The organism is Arthrobacter sp. 05L417, from assembly GCF_056397865.1.
In genome coordinates this window covers 1-19,651 of sequence record NZ_JBFTOG010000049.1, presented here as the reverse complement: position 1 = coordinate 19,651, position 19,651 = coordinate 1, and the positions used below count along the sequence as shown (strand labels likewise).

Genomic DNA, 19,651 nt, shown 5'->3' with positions numbered 1-19,651 from the left:
AGGAAGCCGAGGTCACCAACGAGGCCGGAATGGGATTCATATTGATCACCTGGAGCATCCAAGTTATGCACTTTCTTCAATGCGTCCCTGAAGCGATCACAACAACCTGCACAGCATAGGCGGCGTGTTTTTCGCGTCGGAACTGCACCTGACCGATTCGGAAAGAACTTAGGGAACCGGGGCCACAAACTTCCAATTAGGGAGGCCGCGATGACCTGGCTCGCAGCCACGTGCCTCCGCTAGATCCCGCCGATTCCTTGTTGGAAGTTCTTCCAAATTGATCTACATCTCTCATTCGTGGTCGGTGTGCGGCTACGCCGCCGCCTGACCAACCGTTTGTGAGATAGAAGATGAGATAGATCCACCAGAGGGCCGCTCCGATCACAGGAGCGGCCCTCTGGCGTTGTCCGTCTTCTATTGTTGGCGGGCGGTCACGGCCTTATGGTCGTGTATGCCGGGTCGCCGGCCCTAAGGACCGTGCCGGTCCCCGGGCATCAGAACCCTCCCGACGTCGAGCCGGCAGATCCTGAGGATGGGCTCGTGAAGGTTGAGTTGGAGCCCGGCTGCCAGGTATCTGCGGATGCGGGGTAGTTGGCTTCCTGGCGTTTGATGCATTTCCATTCGATGGCGGTGTTCGGTGGGAGATCGCTGATCGTTCCGGTCCAGGTGGGGTAGGATGTGGGGTCGAGCTTGACGGCGCTGGCCGGTGACCAGTTCCCCAACCCGGGGACGTTGCCCACGACGTAGACCGACTGCCCTCTGGTGGTGGTGCCGTTGGTGCAGGTGAAGCTGGCTGATACCGGGGTCTGGCCGAGGGTGAACTGGAAAGACTTCGCGGTCACGACCGCGGTGCTGTCGGATTTGGCGACGACGAGATTCCCTCCGGCGTTGTACCAGCCGCTGGCGGCGGCATCGAACGCTGCCTTGTTCGCGTACTGGGTCAGCGGCATTCCGTTCAGCGTTACGGCGGAAGCTTGGGTTTCGTCGGTGACGAGCTGGACAACGTTCTGGCGGCTGTCCGGCGCTCCGGCGTATGTGCCGGATGATGCGGCAATGTTCACGGTTTCAGTGGACCCTGACAGTTGCTGGGTGATACCGGTGAGGCGTTGCGCCCCGGCCTGGTAGTTGACCGACTTGCCGTCGTCTTCGGTGAGGGTGAAGGTGGAGGCGTTGGTGTCGGGATAGACCTGGGCAACGAGCTCGTTGCGTGTAGTGGCGTCGGTCCGGGCGCCGGTGACGTTCATCGTTTTGTCATCGACGTACATCTTGGGCAGGATCGCTCCGGCCTTGGCGAATGCGGGGAGCTGGAAGGCTCCGTTGTTCCATTCGGGAAGGTTGTTCACCCACTGGCCGGTGCTGACGTACTTCTTGTTCGTGTGGTAGTCGTACCAGGTGCCGGCAGGCAGGTACATGTTCCTCTGCCGTTCGCCCGATGCAGCGACGACGCCGACAAGCATGTTCGGTCCGATCATCTTCTCGCTGCCCATAGTGCGGACGTTGGGGTCGTTCTGGTAGTAGTACACCAGCGGCGGGGCGAGGGGGTCTCCGGTGCTGTAAGCGTTGTGCGCCACGGAGTAGTAGTAGGGGGTGAGCTCGTAGCGCTGGCGGAGGTTGGCCAGGTTGCTGGGGACGTCGCCGATCTTGTCGGGGGCTGTCTGCTGGCAGTTGCAGGTGTTGTCGGTATGGGGGCGGATCGGGACGTCGAACCATGCAGAATTCGCGAACCATTGAGTGTAGATCTCGTTGATGTCGGACCCGGTGATGGCCTCGTCACGGTGGAAGCCGCCGATATCGGAGCCGAAGTAGTCGATGCCGGACATCGACATCTCCATCTGGACGTTCGTCTGGTCTGCGAGGGCGGTCATGCGGGTGGCGATGTCACCGGACCACATGGCCGCGCCGTCGCGCTGGATGCCAGCGGCACCGGAACGGGAGAGCAAGAAGGGGCGCTGGGTTGAAGAAGCGGTGGAGTACCCTTTGGCGACACTGTTGGCCCATTCCAGGGCATACAGGTTGTGGTAATCGGCGTGGGCGTGTTTGCCGGGCAGAAGGCCGGCGGTCCAGTCGTTGGAGTCATACATTTCGGGTTCGCCGAGATCGAGCCAGTGGCCGAGGATGCCCATGTTGACCAGGGGCTGTTCCTTGGTCGCGGCCCAGTAGGCGCCGGCGGCCGGCTGGGTCCTGTCGATCATGCTTCCGCGGCCCCACCAGTCGTTGGCGGTGAGGTAGACAGGGTCACACGTGGGGCAGCCGGCACGGGCCAGGAAGCCTTGATTGGCCAGGTTGGTGTACTCGGGGAGTCCCTTGCCGATGTAGGACTCTTCGATGGTCATCAGGCCGATGCCCTGGTTGTCTCGGTAGTCGGCGACCTTCGACGCGGCGTTGGGGAAGTTGGTCGGGTCGAACTGGAGGGTGCCCATCTTGGTGTTGTCGGAGCCTGCTGTGACACCGCCGAACCATTGCAGGTCGAGCATGAATCCGTCGACGGGGAACTTGTCGGCGCGCAGGCCGGCCAGGGTGTTGTCGATCTCGGTCCAGTTCTTGTACCCGTATTCGGAGTTCCAGAGTCCGAACGCCTTCTGCGGGGGCACCGGCGGGTGGCCGGTGAGGTTCATGTAGCTCTTCCGCAGCTCGGGCAGGCTGGGGCCGGCCATGACGTACCAGCGCAGCTGGTCACCGTAGGTATCCATGGTCCAAGGGTCTGCGGTGAGGTTCCAGTCCTGCTTGTAGACCTGGTCGACGAAGAGTCCGTAGTTAGCATTGTTGGCGCCTACGGCGAAGAGGACGGGGATCTGGGTGTTTCCGACTGGGCCGTTGTCGACGTCGTAGTTCATGGTGTTGCCGTAGGCCCCGGGGGAGGTGCGGTCGACTCCGACCCTGTCGCCGTCGGCGTTGCCGCCGGTGAAGAATTCTTCGCCGAGGCCGTAGGCGTTCTGCATGGAGGACTTGGTGAAGGACAGCCCCTTCCACGCGGCCGTCAGGTTCCGTGGGCAGACGGTGTGCAGCAGCAGAGCCGGCGTGCGGGTAGTGTCCGTGACGTCGGCGCACATCGTCGTGGTGTTGACGCTGACCTGGATGTGCGCGCTGCTGGCGGTCGAGGCGGTTTGGGTGAAGGCAGTGGGGCCGGCGTAGCTGGTCGAGGCGACCTGGTCGGTCGTGGGGACGGCCACTCCGGTGCCGGGCCCGGATCCCGTGCCCATTTCGAAGTGGACGAGGTCGTCGCTGAGGAATTCCGCGACCAGGTAGTCGCCGGCTCCGGTGAACTGGACGCGTTGGATCCCTGCCGCGTGGGCCGGGACGGCGGTCACAAACATTGCCCCGGCGGTTGAAGCGAGCAGCAGGAGCACTCCGGAGAGGATCCCGCTGAGGCGCTTTCGGCGCCGGTCTCGGCGTGGGGCGGTCATGGCCTGCCCACCGTGAGGTTGTCGAGGTTGATGGCGGCTGTGTTGGCCGTGTCATAGGAGATTTTCACCGAGTGCCGTCCCAAGGTCAGCGTGGTGCTGATGGTTGCGTTGCCCCATGTGTCCCAGTTGGCCAGGTTGGGCAGCGTCAGGGTTCCGATGGAGGTGCCGTCGACGTAGATGGTTCGGGTGGCTGGTCCGCCTGTGGCGTTGGCGTAACGGAAAATGAGTTGGTGGGTGCCTGTGGCGTTGGCGCTGATGTCGAAGGTGAGGGAGGAACCGGCAGCGGTGAAGCCGTCGACGAATCCTGTGCCGGTGTATCCGGCGTGGTTGGTGTTGGTGGTGGTTCCGGTTGCGGTGGCGAATTCCGCTTCGTATGCGCTCTTGTTGACCCCGGAGAGGATGACGGTGCGGGTGGTTGTTCCGGAGGCGACCTTGATGAGGGTGAACTGCTGGACAGGATCCCAGTACCAGCCGGTGGCGGCGGCCGTGAGGCCGCTGAGCGTGCTGTATGCGGTCAGCGCGGTTCCGTCGACTGTGACGCCGCTGGGGACAGTGGTGTTGACCTGGAGTGTTGCGGTGGTGGCGAGCGGTGGCACGGTGGCGGCGACCTGATGGCTGCCCCAGTTCTCGGCGCAGGTGACTTGTTTGACGGTTCCCGCGGCGTCGTCGAAGTAGTCAGCCGAGGTGGATCCTGCGGGGTAGATCCGGAAGACGAGGTTCGTGTAGTTGTAGACGTCGTTGCCGATGTTTCCGCCGTATTCGTAGTTGGCGTTGAGGTTCAGCGGGATGATGGCGCCGTCGCGGGCGTAGACCGGGATAGTGGAGGTGTCGGCGATGTAGGTCTTGTTGCCGGGACCGGAGGCCTTGCCGCCGTTGGTGACGTCGTGCCATTCCCCGCCGGGGAGGTAGAGCGTGACCGAGGTCGCCCCTTGAGTGGTGATGGGGGCGACGAGCAGCTGGCGGCCAAACATGTACTGCATGTCCAGGGGCGCCGCCGAGGCGTCGCCGGGGAAGGCCAACCGCATGGTCTGCAGCAGGGGCAACCCGGTCAGGGAGGCGTTCTTGGCCTCCGTGTAGATGTAGGGGATCAAGTTCATCCGCGTGTTGGCGAACTTGCGGAACGTGGGGATCACTGTCGTGTCGCCCGTTCGGGCCTGGACGTTCCAGGGGGTCCGGGCCTCTGAGGGGCTCGGATCGGACTTCTCGGAGTGGTACTGCATCATCGGGGAGTATGTCTGCTGGGCCGCTGCCCGGAGGTAGAGCTCGCTGCTCGGGAAGGTCCCCGTGAAGCCGGCCATGTCCCACGCCCAGAAAGGAATCCCGGACTCTCCGCCGCTCAGGCCTGCGCGCAGGGCCTGCTGGAAGGCCGAGAACGTCGAGGCCTGATCGCCGGCCCAGTAGATGGAGTGGGCCTGTGCGCCCGCGGTTCCACCGCGGCTGAACAGGACCCCGTCTCCGTTCTTCTTGGTCTGGACATAAGTGCCGTAGGCGCCGGTGTAGGCGTTGGTGTACGCGTTGTGCATCTCGTCGCCCTTGCGGCCGTCGGAGAAGGAGGCGTTGCGGCCGAAGACCATCTCGCCGCCGTCGGTCTTCATCCCGTCGATGCCGACATCGTCGAAGAGGTAGGCGCGCTTGCTCATCCACCAGGCGGTCGCCGCGGCGTTGGTGAAGTCCGGCATGGTGCTGTCGCCGAACCATTCCCCGGTGGGGATCCGGTATTGGCCGCCGGCTCCGTCTCCGATCAGGTAGCCCTGCGCGGTGGCGTAGCTCTGGTCGTTGAGATGCTGCTGGGGCGCGGTGGCGGGGTTCGTGTCGAAGTCCTGCTTGAGTACGGGGATCTGCCACAGGACGACTTTGATGTTCTGGGCGTGGGCGGCGGCGACCATGGCCTTGGGGTCGCTCCACTCGCCGCCGGACGGGAAGGTGAGGTCGGTGTAGGCCAGGGCGCCGCTGCCGGGCTTTGCGGTGTAAGTCGCACCGTGCCAGACATAGAAGGTGGCCTCGTCGCTCCACTGCTCCAGCACCAGGACACTGTGCGGGATGTTGTTGCTGGTGACGTTGGCGAGCTCGTTCGTGACCTCGGTCTGGGTGTTCCACTCGTTGGCGGACATCCACAGGCCGAAGGCCCATTTCGGGGGCAGCCACGGGCGTCCGGTGAGGGAGGTGTAGGCATCGAGGATGTTTCCCTGGGTACCCGTGAGGAAGTGATAGTCGACGGTGGAGTCGAGCGCGCCGCCGGTGTCGACGGTGAAGCCGACCATGTCGGAGAGGTAGGTGCACACGTTGAACAGTGAGTAGCGCGTACTGGGAACGTACACCCCGTAGCCTGCGGAGTTGGTGAAGAACGGCACCGACATGTAGGTGCGGTGGGTAGGGCCTTGGTCCTGGTACTGGTTATAGACGTAGTTGTCGACGTCGTGGCCGCGCTGGTCCAGGTAGTCGTATCTTTCGCCGAAGCCCTCGAACCGTTCTCCGGCAGGGGTCAGCCAGTGGTCCTCGATTTTGGTGACCGTGGTGGAACCGTCACTGGCCCATCCCGTGTTCCGAAATATGGCCGGGTCGTACTGCTGGGCAATCAGCGTGGTGCCGTCGGCCTTGTAGACGGAAACTCGGTAGGGGCTCTTCTGGATCTTCACCTGCAGCGCGCTAGTGGTCAACTGCAGCGTCGTGCCGGTGTCGGTGACGGTGTAGCCCGTGGCGCCTGTGATATTCAGGCCGGTGCCGTGGGGTGCGATCTGTACGTGGAAGCGGTCTGGTGCGGGGAAGGTGTAGCGGATCTTGGGGGAGAAGCTGCCGGAGGTGTCGCTGACAGTGACATCGACCGAGGTGCCGTTGTCGGTGTAGCCGCTGACGTTGCCCGTGCCAGACCAGTCGGTGACCGCGAAGCTGAACGGGCCGCTGGTGATCGCGCCTGCGCCGTCGACGTTGGCGTGGATGGTGTACGTGATTTGGTCGCCCCTCGCGAAGGAGCCGAGGTTGACCTTCCAGTAGCTGTTGTTGCCATTGTTGTAGTCGAAGGAGCAGCCGACGTCAGTCTGGGCGACCCCGTTCTTCGTCCAGGAGACCCAGCATGTCTGTCCGGGAGAGATCGGCCATGTGGTCGAGTGCAACTGGACCGTCTGGGTGGACATCGGATCGCGCGGACCGCGTTCGCTCGGCGTGGTGCTGTAGAGCTGGTCGTAGCCGGTGGGCCCGTGGAAGACGCCGCTGAGGGTGTCAGCTTTGGCCGATTCTGCGCCGAAGACCGCCGGTAGCAGGGCCAGGGGCACAGCGCCCAGGATGCCGAGGACGGCTGTGCGGCGGGATATTGTCGGCGTGACTGAAACGGACATCGTTGCCCTGCTTTCTTTTGAGAGTGAAGCTCACCCAGCGGAGCGGCCGATGAGGGTCGGCTCGTCGCTGTTCAAGCGGAGGTTGGGTTCGAAAAGCTCGTTGAGCAGGAGGCTTGCGGCTCCGCGTGCCCAGGCCTCGTCGTCCCAGGCCTCGGCGTGGATCGAGAGTCCGTCCTGCAATCCGTCGAAGACGGTCTCGTTGAGCGCGCGGCGGAACGCGGGCATGATGAGGTCGAGATTATGTGTGCCTTCGCCGGCCAGGAGGAGCCGGTCGGGGTTCAGGATGTTGACGACGTTGCCGACTGCCCGGCCCAGATGCTGGCCGGCCTCCGCGAAAACGTGTGCTGCACGCTGGTCACCGTCCCGGGCCATCGTGCCGCCCTCGTCGACGGTGACGGGCCGTCCCAGCTCGCCGGAGAGGGACACCGGGAGGGCCGGCTCGCCGATCACGGCCTCCAGGCAGCCGCGGCCACCGCACTCGCATTGCGGGCCTTCGGGTACCACCTTCATGTGGCCGAGCTCGCCGGCACCTCCGCGGCTGCCCCGGAACAGGCGTCCGTCGAGGACCATGCCCATGCCGACGCCGCGTCCTATGGTCACAACAGCGAAGTTCTTCACGCCCCGTCCGGCCCCCCAGCTCTGCTCGCTCGCCACCAAGGCGTTGACGTCGTTGTCGATGAGAACCGGCAACCCGATCGCCTCTGAGAGCCGTTTGGCGAGTGGTTCGTTGTGCCAATCAAAGTATGTGGCGTGGCGCACGCTTCCCTCGTCCCGGTCGATCACCCCTCCCATGCCAAGCCCTACGCCGAGGATCCGGCCATGGCCGGCGGGAGCAAGCGCCTCGACTGCGCTGACGATGCCTGCCACTACCGCGCCCGGTGTCGGGAACTCAAGGGCGGCGTCGGCTCGGGCCACGACGTTTGCGTCGAGATCTGTCAGGACGCCGATGGCCTGGTTCTCGGTCAGTTTGATGCCGACGACGTAGCCGGCGCGCGGCCGCAGGCCAAGGAGCACTGGCGGCCGCCCTCCCGCCGATGTGCCAGTGGCCCGCTCTTCGACGAGGCCTCGGTCTATGAGCCGCGATGTGATGGCAGTGACCGTCGGGCCGCTGAGGCCCGTGCTCCGGGCGATGTCCGCGCGGGAATGGAGCGCCTCGCCGCGCAGCTCGGCGAGCACGAGGGCCTCGTTGATCTCCCTGATCAGCCCTTTGTTGCCCGCCCGGTCGATTCTCACAGCGCATGCCACCTTTCTGAAGTGACTAAATTAAGTTGCCGAACAAACGCTAAGTGAGTGCGGGGCTTCTCCGCAAGGGGAATTTTCTGGTGCAGTCATTGTGCATAAGCGACCCCTTGACGTGAGCTGCATCATAGTTCTAATCTTCATTTAGTCGTAAATAAAGGAGAATACAATGGTTCGGCCGAGCGGCAACGCTGACGTTACGCGGTCTGCGATCCTGGCATTTCTTGGTACCTCCGGAGGAGCGTCCCGGGCTGACTTGGCGAGGGCACTTGGCGTCTCTCCGGCTCTCATGACCCAGCTCATCAAAGAGCTCATCGCCGATGGCCTCGTGAGGGAGCTGTCAATGTCTCCCTCCAACGGTGGTCGTCCTGCCCGGATGCTGGGCCTGGCCACCGCCGCCGGGCGCGTGGTGGGTATGAAGATCTCGAAGGATCATGTTGCCTTCGTTGAAACGGAACTTAGCGGGCATGTGGTCCGGTCAGACAACAGGGCATACGACGCTTCCTCGATCACCTCGCTTTCCGACGTCGTCTCACTCGTCCATTCATTCGTTGGCGAAGACCGTGTCACCCCCCTTCTGGGAATAGGTGTCGGTGTTCCCGGATCGGTGGACGCGCAAGGTAGCGGTGTTGTTGATTCAAGCCTCCTGGGCTGGCGGCAGGTACCGCTTGGAGCGGTTCTGAGCCGGGAACTCCATGTTCCGGTCCTGGTGGAGAACAATGTCAACGCCCTCGCTGTAGCCGAACGGCTCTATGGGTCGGGCCGCGAGCATGCCGAGTTTCTGGTTGTGACGATCGGCGAAGGTGTTGGCGCGGGATTTGTTACCGGCGGTGCAGTCGTGCGCGGCAGTAGGGGCGGTGCCGGCGAAATCGGTCACATACCCGCAGTTGCGGATGGCCCTCTTTGTACCTGCGGTAACCATGGATGCATTGAGGCCCTGATTGGGGAAAAGACACTCGTCGCGCAGGCGCGGCAATCCGGAATCATTTCGTCGTCCGCCACTATGGCAGATCTGCAAGGGCGCGCAAACGACGGCGACCCCCGAGCCCAAGATGTTTTCCGGGGAGCCGGTCAGCCGCTGGGTCGAATCGTCGCTGGTCTCGTGCAGATCCTGGATCCGGAGATTGTGATCGTCAGCGGGGAAGGAACCCGGGCGTGGCGCCACTGGGCAGCAGAATTCGAGCGATCTTTCAGGGGGGCCTTGACGGCAGACCGCCGGAGCATCCCCGTGATCGTCGAGTCCTGGGACGACGAGGCCTGGGCGCGCGGAGCCGCTGCGCTCGTGGCGTCTGCGCCCTTCTACAGCGAAGAAAGTTCAGGTGAGCAGGGGAGACGGGTTCGTGCCCGGCTCACCCATGTACCGGCGGAGGTAGCAGGACTGTGACCGCTCTACAAGACTCGAGGTCCGGCAGCCCCGGACCCACGGCAACAACGAAGCGCCACCGAGGACCCGAGGTTCGGCGTAAAACCACCGGCACGCGTCTCAAATACGGGCTGACTGTCGCCGTTTTCCTCATTCCGAGCGCGTTGCCTCTATTGTTCTTCACCATCATTCCCATGTTTTCCGCGTTCTGGATCAGCCTGAACCAATGGAATCTAGTCGGCCCGATGAAATGGGTGGGCCTCGGGAACTACGGCAAGCTCATCGGCGACCCCGGCACGCAGGGCGCCTTCCTGCACACCATCTACTACATCGTCGGATACCTGCCGCTTGTGTACATCGGCGGTCTGGCCATAGCGCTTGCCCTCAATTCCCGAATCAGGGGACGCAGCATGATGCGCGGCCTTTACTTCCTCCCCGTGGTGACCAGCTGGATCGTCGTTGCCCTTGTCTGGCGATGGCTACTGAATCCCAGCACGGGAATCGTCAACTGGCTGCTTGGACTCATCGGGGTGACAGGGCCGGGGTGGTGGACAGATCCGGCATGGTCCATGCCTTCGATCATCGTGGCTTCCGCGTGGAAGGACCTTGGCTTTGTCATGGTGATTCTGCTCGCCGGTCTCCAAGCCATTCCGGAGGACTTGTATGAGGCCGCGACCGTGGACGGCGCCGGCCGGTGGAGGCGGCTGTTCAGCATTACGCTTCCCATGCTTTCCCCCTCGACTTTCTTTGTCATTGTGTTGTCGCTGATCAACGGATTCCAGGTCTTTGACCAGGTCTATGCCATGACCGGAGGCGGCCCCAACAACTCTTCCCAAGTGGTGGTCCAGCAGATTTACGACCTCACGTTCCGTTACGGAAGGGCCGGCGAGGCATCGGCCCTGTCATGGCTACTGTTCCTCTTCATCCTGGTCATCACTCTGATTCAGGTGCGCGGTCAAAAGAAATGGGTGCACTATGCGTAAGCAGCGTCCCTCGATCACCCTGAACATCCTCGTCCTCGTTGGCGCCCTCATGATGGTCTTCCCATTTCTTTGGGCATTCGTAACGTCCATCAGCCCCGGCGCAGGCCTCTCCGCGACACCGCAACTTATCCCGGAGAACCCTTCACTGTCCGCGTACGCTGAGTTGCTCCAACGGCTACCGTTTGCCCAGATCGTGCTCAACAGCCTGATCCTTGCCATCCTCACCACGGTGTTCCAGCTCATCACCAGCTCACTGGCCGCCTACGTCTTTTCCAGGATGCCGTTCAAAGGGCGCAACGCGGTGTTCGCCGTGTACCTGGCCACCATGATGATCCCGATGCAGGTGCTGGTCGTCCCGTTGTTTGTGGAAATGAAAAGCCTGGGCCTTATTGATACCTATCTCGGCGTGCTGTTGCCGGGGATCGCCAGCGCCTTCGGCGTGTTCCTCCTACGGCAGGCCATGAATTCCGTGCCGCAGGACCTGGACCAGGCCGCGACATTGGATGGGGCTGGACACTTCCGGATCTTCGGCCTCATTGTGCTTCCCCTGGTCCGTCCGGCGCTGGCCACACTGACGGTGTTCGCATTCCTCAATAGCTGGAACAGCTTCCTCTGGCCGCTGATTATCCTGCGTACTCCCGCAATGAAAACCCTCCCCGTGGCGTTGGCGGGACTGCAAGGCCAGTACACCACCCAGTGGGACATCGTGATGGCCGGATCAGTGGTCAGCGTCCTACCAATGCTCGCCCTCTATATCTTCACCCAGAAGTACATCATCCAAGGGGTTGCGGGCACCGGACTCAAATAGACCGGATCGGCCAGTTTCCTCACCTATCAATGGAGATACACATGAACAAGAAGCCCCTGGCATCGCTGGGTCTCGCTCTCACCGCAATCCTGGCCATGTCAGGCTGTGGATCGGCGGCGAGTTCAAATGTTTCAAGCACTGAAAAAGTAACCATCAAGTACTCAAACTTCATCTCCAACGGTGGCAACGAGAAGAACCTGGACACCATCGTTCAGGCCTTCGAGAAGGCCAACCCGAACATCACAGTCCAGGTCACTACCTTGCCCTACAAGGACTACACAACGGCCCTCCAGACAGACCTGGCCGCCGGGACGCAAGCCGATACTTTCGACATTGAGTACGCGAACCTTCGTTCCTACGTGGCCAATGGGGCGGTCGCACCTCTCGAGGGAGTTGACGGTTCCAAGTACAAGCAGTCCCTGCTGCAGTCCTACCAGTCAGACGGCAAGCAGTACGCATTGCCCAGTTCCTTCTCCGACGTCGTCCTTTACTACAACAAGGCACTCTTCGACGCCGCCAAGGTCGCCTACCCCACAGCTAGTTGGACCTGGGCTGATGAAACGGCCGCTGCGAAGAAGATCACGGACAGCGCCGCGGGTGTCTATGGAGACTTCCAGAACGTGAGCTTCTACGAGTTCTATAAAGCATTGGCCCAAACCGGCGGCAAATTCCTCAACGACGACGGCAAATCCGTCGCCTTCAACTCGCCCCAGGGCATCAAAGCGGCCGAATGGCTGGCAGGCAAGAGCGGAACCACCATGCCTACACCCGCCCAAGGCGCCGGAACCCCGGACTTCGACACGAAACTGTTCAAAGACGGCAAACTTGGCATGCTCCACAGCGGCATCTGGGTGGCCAGCAGCTTCGCCGATTCACCCAAAAGCTGGGACATCGCCGTCGAGCCCGGAGACACGCAGAAGGCAAGCGCGGAGTTCTCCAACGCCATTGGGGTTTCTGCCAACTCGAAGAACAAGGCCGCGGCCCAGAAGTGGGCCGAATACATGACCAGCTCAGACGTCATGGCACAGACCCGCATCAGTGCAGGATGGGAACTTCCCGCCACCTCCGATGACTCGGTCCTGAAGCCCTATCTCGCAAAGGACAAGCCGGCAAACCGCAAGGCCATTTTCGACGCCCTTGACAACGTCGCCCTCCCACCGGTCATCGGCGACAACCAGCAAAAAATGGTCGACATCATCAACAATGCTCTTGGCGAAGTCGAAGCGAAGCGCTCCAGTGCGGCCGATGCCCTGAAGGGTGCCGCGGACCAAATCAACGCGCTGCTGAAATAACCGGGCACAGCCCGAACAAGGCCGGTGAGCGGGCCGCGGTAACACCGTGAGCTGCTGGCGGCACGGCGACCCGCTCACCATCTGAAAGAGAAGCCAATGATCGACAAATCAATGCAAGGTTCAACGGTAACGCCGGACGGAGATCCCGCTGTCCGTTCGATAGTCCAGGCCGGCATCCGGCTCATCCTGGAACAGCAGACCCCTGGGGGCGCCTACCCGGCAAGCCCGTCGTTTTCCGCCTACGCCGGGTACTGCTGGTTCCGCGACGGCTCATATATCGCTGACGCCATGTCCGCCGCCGGGCACATCGAATCCGCCGAACGGTTCTTCGACTGGTGCTCGAACGCCTTGACTTCCCGTGCGGGAAGGATCCGTCGGATCGTGGCTGAGAGCCTGGCCGGCAGGCCGGTGGCCGGCGACCAAATGCTGCCCACGCGTTTCACTCTCGACGGGGCCGAAGGTAGCGATGAGTGGTGGGATTTCCAGCTCGACGGATACGGCACCTGGCTTTGGGCCTTGGCTGAGCATAGCGCCCGCCATGACCGGCCACTCGAACGCTGGGCTGAGGCCATTGATCTCACAATCGACTATCTTTCTGTCTCCTGGCAACGGCCCTGCTATGACTGGTGGGAAGAGTCGGCCCAGCACGTGCACGTGAGCACTCTGGGTTGCATCGCCTCCGGATTGGCCAGCATCGCCCAAACCGGGCTGATCGAGGAGTCACTCTCAGAACGGGCCGCCTCGACCGCGCACCAGATCCGCCGTCGAGTCCAAGACGAAGGTGTCCAGGACGCCCATCTCACGAAATGGCTGGGAACAGACACGGTAGACGCCAGTCTCCTCTCGCTGATTGCTCCGATGAACTTCCTGCCCCCGCACGGTCCTTTGAGCGCGGGGACCATCGCTATCATCGAAGAGCAGCTCACCGTCGACAACGGCGTTCACAGGTATCTTGCCGACACCTATTACGGCGGCGGCCAATGGCCTTTGCTTAGTTGCTTCCTCGGCCTGTCCCAGGCCGCTTCCGGAAACCGAACCAGAGCCCATGAGCTCCTGGAATGGGCCGCATCTACCGCCGGCGGGAACGACGAACTTCCCGAACAGGTTGAGCGTCACCTTCTTGACCGCAATTATCTTCAACCCTGGAACGAGCGCTGGGGTTCCTCGGCAAATCCGCTGCTGTGGAGCCACGCCATGTTCATCCGTCTCGCCATTGCCCTCGGGGTCCCGTACGACACCGACGTTCCGGCTCCGGCTCCAACAGCGAAAGAGAGCGCCAAATGATCCGTCACAAGCCATTCGGTTCCGGCCACCCGTATGTGGACGACACCGATCAGCGCAGCCCGTCCCATCCGGTCGCGGGGGAGCCTGTCACCTTGGGCGTGCGAACCTCGCCGGAACTGACCGACGTGATCTGCGAACTCGAAGTCACCGCTCGCGACGGGACAGTCACGAAACTGACCGAAATCCTCGAACGAGTACCGGCGGCATCGCGCGGACAAGTTATCGATGGCGGCCACCTGGCATCCGCCCAGGCCAAACTCGCCCGTTCAGCCAGCGGCTGGCAGCTGACCCTCGCGCCGGCGGAGCCCCAGACAATATACAAGTACCGCTTCACGGCGCAGACCCAAAGTGGCAGCACTCAAAAGACGCAGTGGTTCAGCTATAGCGCCGCTACCTGGGCGGCCGCCAGCCAGGCTGTTAACGTCATTGGAGCTGACCGCGTGATCGCCGACTCCGTTGAGGTGCTACATGACGGTGTCCGGCCTTTGCGTGTTCGTTTCGCGCTCCCGTTGGCCTTGAACGAGCGTGTCACCGGCTTTGGAGAACGCTTTGATGCCCTCGATCACCGGGGGTCCAAGCTGGACGCGGTCGTCTTCGAGCAATACAAGAGCCAAGGAGCGAAGCGGAAGACTTACTTGCCGATGCCCTTCGCCCATGTAGTAGGCGGCGATGGCTGGGGATTTCACGTCGAAACTTCCCGACGTACTTGGTACGACATCGGTGCCTCTGACGAACACCGCCTCGTCATTGAAGCCGAAGTCGGCCCCGAACCCCTGAACGGGGACACACTTCTGAACCTGAGGTTCTTCGAAGGAACGCCGACGGCGGTCCTGAAGTCCTTCCTGTCCGTCGCCGGCAGCGCCAAGGAGCTTCCGGACTGGGTGTTCAAGCTCTGGGCGAGCGGAAACGAGTGGAATACCCAGGCAGAAGTCATGCGACAGATGGATCGGCACCGGGACACCGGGATTCCGGTCGGATCCGTCGTCGTCGAAGCGTGGAGCGACGAGTCCACATTCACGGCGTTCCGCGACGCTGAATACGAGCCGAATCCAGATGGTTCACCGCACCATCTGAGCGACTTCACCTTCCCGGAGCATGGTGCCTGGCCGGATCCGAAGGCCATGGTCGATGACCTTCACGCCCGGGACATCCGGGTGGTTCTGTGGCAGATTCCGCTCATCAAAATGCGGCCCCACCCACAAGGACAAGCCCGATTCGACGCTGAGGCGGCGATTCGTGAAGGCCGGCTCATCCGTGAGGAGGCCCCGGATGGCAGCCTGCGACCCTACCGTAACCGAGGGTGGTGGTTCCCGCTCAGCTTGATGCCGGACCTGACCGAACCTGAAGCCGCCCGATGGTGGACTGAGAAGCGACGCTATCTCGTCGAGGAAATCGGCATCGATGGGTTCAAGACCGACGGTGGCGAACACGCCTGGGGCGAAGAGCTCACGTATCTGAACGGAATGCGCGGAGACGAGGGAAACAACCTCTTCCCGGTCGCCTATGCGAGGGCTTATGGCGATCTGCTCGAATCTGCAGGAAAGGCCCCCGTCACCTTCAGCCGCGCGGGATTCACCGGTTCCCAGGCACACGGAGCATTCTGGGCCGGGGATGAGAATTCCACGTGGGATGCATTCCGTTGGTCCCTGTTCGCCGGACTCTCCGCGTCAGCATGCGGAGTCTTGTACTGGGGCTGGGACTTCGCCGGTTTCTCCGGCGACGTCCCGAGCGCAGAGCTTTACCTGCGTTCAGCCGCTGCAGCCGTATTCGTGCCCATCATGCAGTATCACTCCGAGTTCAACCACCACCGGAAGCCATCGAGGGATCGGACTCCGTGGAACATTCAGGAAAGAACCGGGGATCAGACTGTCATCCCTGTCTTCCGTGAACTCGTCGAACTGCGCGAACGCCTCATTCCCTACCTGGCTGAGCAAGCCCGCAAAGCTATCGACACCGGAGCCCCCCTCATGCGCCCGCTGTACTTCGACCACATCAAAGACGAAGAGGTATGGAAGCACCCCTTGCAATGGATGCTCGGCGAGGACCTTCTTGTTGCTCCCGTGACCGATGAGGCGGTCCGTACCTGGACGGCCTATCTTCCCGGCGGCAACTGGGTCGATGCCTGGACGGGAGAAAAATACGCAGGCCAGCGAACAGTCGAGGTATCCGCGCCGCTGAACCGCGTTCCTGTCTTCGTGAGGGCCGAAGCTTGGAACGAGATGAAGAACGTTTTCCTTCCGACGGCGTAATCAAAGAACTGAACGGGACCAGCTACCTCGAAGGAAATCCTTGGAATACAGAAGACTTGGCCGAAGCGGCATGTATGTTAGCGAGATCGCGTACGGCAACTGGCTAACGCACGGATCGCAAATTGAGGACGACACCGCAGCGCAGTGCGTGCATGCTGCGCTCGACGCCGGCATCAGCACCTTCGATACCGCTGATGCGTACGCCGAGACGCGTGCAGAAACCGCCCTCGGTCTAGCGCTTTCCGGCGTTCGCCGCGAAAGCGTGGAGATCCTTACCAAGGTGTATTTCCCGACAGGGCCCGGAAGGAACGATCGCGGACTCTCTCGGAAGCACATCATGGAAGCTATCCATGGAAGTCTCCGCAGGCTCAAAACCGACTACGTAGACCTGTACCAAGCCCACCGGTTTGACTACGAAACACCCCTTGAGGAAACGATGCAGGCTTTTGCTGACATCGTGCGCGCCGGGAAAGCCCACTACATCGGCGTCTCCGAGTGGACGGTGGATGAGATCCGGTCAGCAGCTGCGCTGGCCAAGGAGCTCAATATCGAGCTGGTCTCCAATCAACCCCAGTACAACATGCTGTGGAGGGTTGTTGAACCAGAAATCATCCCGGCCAGCGAAGAGCTCGGGATAGGCCAGATCGTGTGGTCGCCTCTTGCCCAAGGAGTGCTGACCGGCAAATATCCACCTGGAAAGGGCGCCCCGGCCGGTTCTCGCGCCACCGACCAAAACGGAGGCAAAGACACGATGGCTAGGTGGCTCGGCGATGACGTTCTCACCAGGGTCCAGCGCCTTCAGCCCTTGGCAGCAAGCGTGGGGATTCCGCTAGGAACCCTCGCCCTGGCATGGGTGCTTCAGAACCCGAATGTATCTACCGCCGTCGTCGGAGCCTCGAAGCCAGAGCAGATCAAGGAAAACGCAAAGGCCGCCGGGCTAACGCTGGAGGACGCACTCCTGAAGGAGATCGATGAAATCCTCGAACCCGTCATCGAACGCGACCCTCGCAAGGTCGATAGCTGCCACAGCAGGGCTTGAGCACCACTAGCGGCGGCAGCGATAACAAGCTGCCGCCCTTTAACAGATCAAAGAATCGCACCAACATGGCTGAAAACATGACAAGTGCGGGTCATTTCATTGGCATTGACATCGGTGGAACCGGCGTCAAGGGCGGAATCGTCAACCTCGAAATGGGCGAAATCCTGGGAAACTGCGTTCGTCTAGCCACGCCCCGACCAGCGGATCCAGAGTCTGTAGGAGACGTTGTCCGGCAGCTCGTTGACGAACTCGCCGCAGGTAGTGAAGCGGGACTTGATTCAACCGTTGGCGTAACCTTTCCGGGCATCGTCCAGCACGGCATGTCCCGATCTGCGGCAAATATGGACAGGACCTTCATCGATTTCGACATCGGCTCCCATTTCTCGGATCGCATTCGGCGGCCGGTCGCCGTCGTGAACGACGCCGACGCCGCAGGACTCGCGGAAGCCCGCTACGGCGCCGGCGGGGGAACCCGCGGCACCATTTTGGTCATTACCTTGGGCACGGGGATCGGATCAGCCCTGATTTTCGACGGAAACGTCGTGCCCAATGTAGAGCTCGGTCACATTTCCATCGATGGTTACGACGCTGAAACCAGGGCATCCGCCGTCGCCCGTGAGCGCGACGGATTGGGCTGGCAAGAATACAGCGTTCGCTTGCAACGCTACCTTTCTGAACTCGAGTTCATGTTCTCGCCCGAACTCATCATTTTGGGTGGAGGGATCTCTCAAAGAACCGACGAATACTTGCCTCTCCTCACGTTGAGGACTCCAGTGGTCCCGGCGAAGCTCAGGAATGATGCCGGCATCGTGGGCGCCAGCATTCAGGCAGCATCAACCACGCCTACTAATCGCTCTGTCGGCGCACCATTTCAGTGATCCAGATGGGCGCGAACGGAGACGTGCAGTTCGGGGGAGTCGGGTAATCCTTGAGCACACCCAGGCGCTCACCGATGTCGATGGCGCGGGCGCGGTAATCGGCATGTTCGATCCCGATCTGGGCCAGGCAGTGGTTCATGGCCCATTGCAGGCGGTCCGGGGCGTCCTTCATTTCGGCCTCGATGACGTCGAGCAGTCCTGGAAGGTCCAGGCCCTCGGGATTCTTTGCCGCGCGTTCAGTGGTCAGTGCCCAGCCGGCACTCGCGACCACTGGATCCGGATCGGCGAACCAGGCAAGGCGCAGCTCCTCGCAGTGCGGGTTCTTCTTCACCACGTAGTTGACGAGCCAGTCGTGAACTTTCGGAGTGCGCGCCTGGCGCATCATGTGGTCCAGCTCATCGCGCTGGAACGACTTCGGGCGGCAGATCAGGATCGCGAGCAGTCTGGCCGCCGTGTCTTCCGTCGCCCAGAGCTGGTGTGAGAGTTCCTGCTGCGTCTTCAACCGCTTCGCGAGCGCGCGCAGTTTGCCGAGGTTCACACCGTGATCGTCACCGTGCTTCTCGTTCACTTCGCGGGCTCTCGGGTCCTCGAGCGCGGCCAGCTCGGCAACCAGTTCATCCACCGTCGTCTCGGTCACCGCAGCCTCCTGTTCATCACTTGTGGGGTTGAGCTTACTAGCAGGCGTGGCGGTGCAGCGCCGTCACGAAGGCGTTCGGAGACGGCTGCCCGGTGTCCCCCCTGGACTCCCACCCGGTCATGTGGCGTGGTACGCGGCGCATTCCGGGAAGGGGTCGTTCGGGAGAGCTGGCTCGCCGGGCCAGCCTGGATCGTCCATGGCGTCGGCGTCGGCGTCGGCGTCGGCGTCGGCGTCGGCGTCGGGGTCGGGGTCGGGGTCGGGGTCGGGCCATGGGTGTGCGGCTGTGAAGGTGTGCCAGTCGGGGAAGGGGTCCGGGGGCAGTTCCGGTTCGGGTTCCTGGCCGGTCGGGGTGTGGCGTGGCCAGTGGGGTGGTTCCCAGTCCTGGTGTTCGCTGGGGTAGTGCCGGTGTGAGGGTGAGGTCCACCCGGGTGGACTGTTTTTGCCGGCGGGGGTGGGGGTCCAAGCGGTGCGGTGTTTGAGGCGGTGGTGTTTGGGGCAGGGTTGGCCGAGGTTGGTGATGCCGGTGGTGCCGCCGTGGGCCCAGGCCAGGAGGTGGTCTGCTTCGTTGTCCAGGGAGTGGTTGTTGCAGCCGGGGAAGGGGCATTTGCCGTCGCGGAGCCGCAGCCATTGGCGCTGGGCTTTGGTGAGGCGGTAGCTGGTGCTTCCGATTTCCAGCGGGGCACCGTCGCGGGGGTCGGTCAGGACCCGGTGGAAGGACTCGGCGCCCTCGGCGACCAGTGCACGGGCCATGGAGGGCGGGATCGGCCCGTACCCGTCGAGCACGGCCGGTTCGTCGGTGGCGCCCAGGAGGGACAGGACCGGGACGGTGACCAGGACCTGTGCCTTCGGGGACGGGACCCGTCCCGCCGTGCCCGGTTCCATGCCTCCGGCGACCGTGCCGCTCAGCCCCGTGCCGCCGTCGGGCAGTCCGCCGTCGACCGTCGCGGAGCCGGTGTTGGTGAGGAGCCAGGTGGCGGTGATGTCGGCGCGGAGTTGGGCGAGGGTCCGGGTTTCGTGGGGGCCTTGGAGGGTGCGGGCTGCGGCGGTGCTCCGTTCCCAGATCCCTGCGGCGGTGGCTGCGGGGAGGTAGGCGGAGAGCCAGGCCATGCCGTCGCGGTCCGGGAGGTATTCGACCCGCCGGTC

General features: G+C 62.6%; 13 protein-coding genes. 8 read left to right on the top strand and 5 right to left on the bottom strand.

Annotated features, from left to right (window positions below; translation table 11 throughout):
- Positions 1 to 494 precede the first annotated feature (494 nt).
- Genes AC1DJW_RS24030 through AC1DJW_RS24020 form a run of 3 tightly spaced genes read right to left on the bottom strand, consistent with a single transcriptional unit; the run spans position 495 to position 7,969 of the window.
- Positions 495 to 3,404, bottom strand: coding sequence for a TIM-barrel domain-containing protein (locus AC1DJW_RS24030; RefSeq protein WP_476902712.1), 2,910 nt, complete (start codon positions 3,402 to 3,404; stop codon positions 495 to 497).
- Positions 3,401 to 6,736: a TIM-barrel domain-containing protein gene (locus AC1DJW_RS24025; RefSeq protein WP_476902711.1), complete on the bottom strand. Its 3,336-nt coding sequence runs from the start codon at positions 6,734 to 6,736 to the stop codon at positions 3,401 to 3,403. The genes AC1DJW_RS24030 and AC1DJW_RS24025 overlap by 4 nt, the downstream gene beginning before the upstream one ends.
- Before the next feature lie 30 nt (positions 6,737 to 6,766).
- Positions 6,767 to 7,969, bottom strand: a complete 1,203-nt coding sequence (locus AC1DJW_RS24020; protein ID WP_476902710.1) for an ROK family protein — start codon at positions 7,967 to 7,969, stop codon at positions 6,767 to 6,769.
- Between the two features lie 175 nt (positions 7,970 to 8,144).
- On the opposite strand from AC1DJW_RS24020, the gene AC1DJW_RS24015 reads away from it, so the two are divergent.
- The 8 genes from AC1DJW_RS24015 (at position 8,145) to ppgK (ending at position 17,871) form a co-directional block, all read left to right on the top strand.
- Positions 8,145 to 9,359: an ROK family protein gene (locus AC1DJW_RS24015; protein WP_284756323.1), complete on the top strand. Its 1,215-nt coding sequence runs from the start codon at positions 8,145 to 8,147 to the stop codon at positions 9,357 to 9,359.
- Positions 9,356 to 10,321 carry a carbohydrate ABC transporter permease gene (locus AC1DJW_RS24010; RefSeq protein WP_284756325.1) on the top strand — a complete coding sequence of 322 codons (966 nt, stop codon included), beginning with the start codon at positions 9,356 to 9,358 and terminating at the stop codon, positions 10,319 to 10,321. The genes AC1DJW_RS24015 and AC1DJW_RS24010 overlap by 4 nt, the downstream gene beginning before the upstream one ends.
- Positions 10,314 to 11,129 carry a carbohydrate ABC transporter permease gene (locus AC1DJW_RS24005; RefSeq protein ID WP_284756326.1) on the top strand — a complete coding sequence of 272 codons (816 nt, stop codon included), beginning with the start codon at positions 10,314 to 10,316 and terminating at the stop codon, positions 11,127 to 11,129. Before AC1DJW_RS24010 ends, AC1DJW_RS24005 begins: the two co-directional genes overlap by 8 nt.
- 41 nt (positions 11,130 to 11,170) lie before the next feature.
- On the top strand, positions 11,171 to 12,421 hold the full coding sequence (locus AC1DJW_RS24000; protein WP_390277673.1) for an ABC transporter substrate-binding protein: 1,251 nt from the start codon (positions 11,171 to 11,173) through the stop codon (positions 12,419 to 12,421).
- Positions 12,422 to 12,517: 96 nt separating this feature from the next.
- The gene (locus AC1DJW_RS23995; protein WP_476902709.1) at positions 12,518 to 13,705 is read left to right on the top strand and encodes a glycoside hydrolase family 15 protein; all 1,188 of its coding nucleotides are present in this window, start codon (positions 12,518 to 12,520) and stop codon (positions 13,703 to 13,705) included.
- Positions 13,702 to 15,954 carry a glycoside hydrolase family 31 protein gene (locus tag AC1DJW_RS23990; protein ID WP_476902708.1) on the top strand — a complete coding sequence of 751 codons (2,253 nt, stop codon included), beginning with the start codon at positions 13,702 to 13,704 and terminating at the stop codon, positions 15,952 to 15,954. Before AC1DJW_RS23995 ends, AC1DJW_RS23990 begins: the two co-directional genes overlap by 4 nt.
- Positions 15,955 to 15,994: 40 nt before the next feature.
- Positions 15,995 to 16,993 (top strand): aldo/keto reductase family protein, encoded by a 999-nt coding sequence (locus AC1DJW_RS23985; protein ID WP_476902707.1) that lies wholly within the window; start codon positions 15,995 to 15,997, stop codon positions 16,991 to 16,993.
- A 65-nt stretch (positions 16,994 to 17,058) separates the two neighbouring features.
- A complete protein-coding gene (gene ppgK / locus AC1DJW_RS23980) occupies positions 17,059 to 17,871 on the top strand; it encodes a polyphosphate--glucose phosphotransferase (RefSeq protein WP_390277664.1) in 813 nt (270 codons plus the stop codon).
- Here ppgK and AC1DJW_RS23975 read toward each other — a convergent pair.
- Both AC1DJW_RS23975 and AC1DJW_RS23970 read right to left on the bottom strand, forming a co-directional pair.
- Positions 17,840 to 18,508, bottom strand: a complete 669-nt coding sequence (locus AC1DJW_RS23975) for a DNA alkylation repair protein (protein WP_390277662.1) — start codon at positions 18,506 to 18,508, stop codon at positions 17,840 to 17,842. The two genes, ppgK and AC1DJW_RS23975, sit on opposite strands and share 32 nt — an antisense overlap.
- A 117-nt stretch (positions 18,509 to 18,625) precedes the next feature.
- Positions 18,626 to 19,651: HNH endonuclease signature motif containing protein (locus AC1DJW_RS23970; protein ID WP_476902706.1), on the bottom strand; the 1,026-nt coding region annotated here is incomplete at its 5' end.

Excerpts from the sequence above, each read along its gene's own strand:
- AC1DJW_RS24030 (WP_476902712.1), bottom strand. The coding sequence starts at position 3,404 with ATGACCGCCCCACGCCGAGACCGGCGCCGAAAGCGCCTCAGCGGGATC.
- AC1DJW_RS24025 (WP_476902711.1), bottom strand. The coding sequence starts at position 6,736 with ATGTCCGTTTCAGTCACGCCGACAATATCCCGCCGCACAGCCGTCCTC.
- AC1DJW_RS23990 (WP_476902708.1), top strand. The coding sequence starts at position 13,702 with ATGATCCGTCACAAGCCATTCGGTTCCGGCCACCCGTATGTGGACGAC.
- ppgK (WP_390277664.1), top strand. The coding sequence starts at position 17,059 with ATGGCTGAAAACATGACAAGTGCGGGTCATTTCATTGGCATTGACATC.
- AC1DJW_RS24005 (WP_284756326.1), top strand. The coding sequence starts at position 10,314 with ATGCGTAAGCAGCGTCCCTCGATCACCCTGAACATCCTCGTCCTCGTT.
- AC1DJW_RS23995 (WP_476902709.1), top strand. The coding sequence starts at position 12,518 with ATGATCGACAAATCAATGCAAGGTTCAACGGTAACGCCGGACGGAGAT.
- AC1DJW_RS24015 (WP_284756323.1), top strand. The coding sequence starts at position 8,145 with ATGGTTCGGCCGAGCGGCAACGCTGACGTTACGCGGTCTGCGATCCTG.
- AC1DJW_RS24000 (WP_390277673.1), top strand. The coding sequence starts at position 11,171 with ATGAACAAGAAGCCCCTGGCATCGCTGGGTCTCGCTCTCACCGCAATC.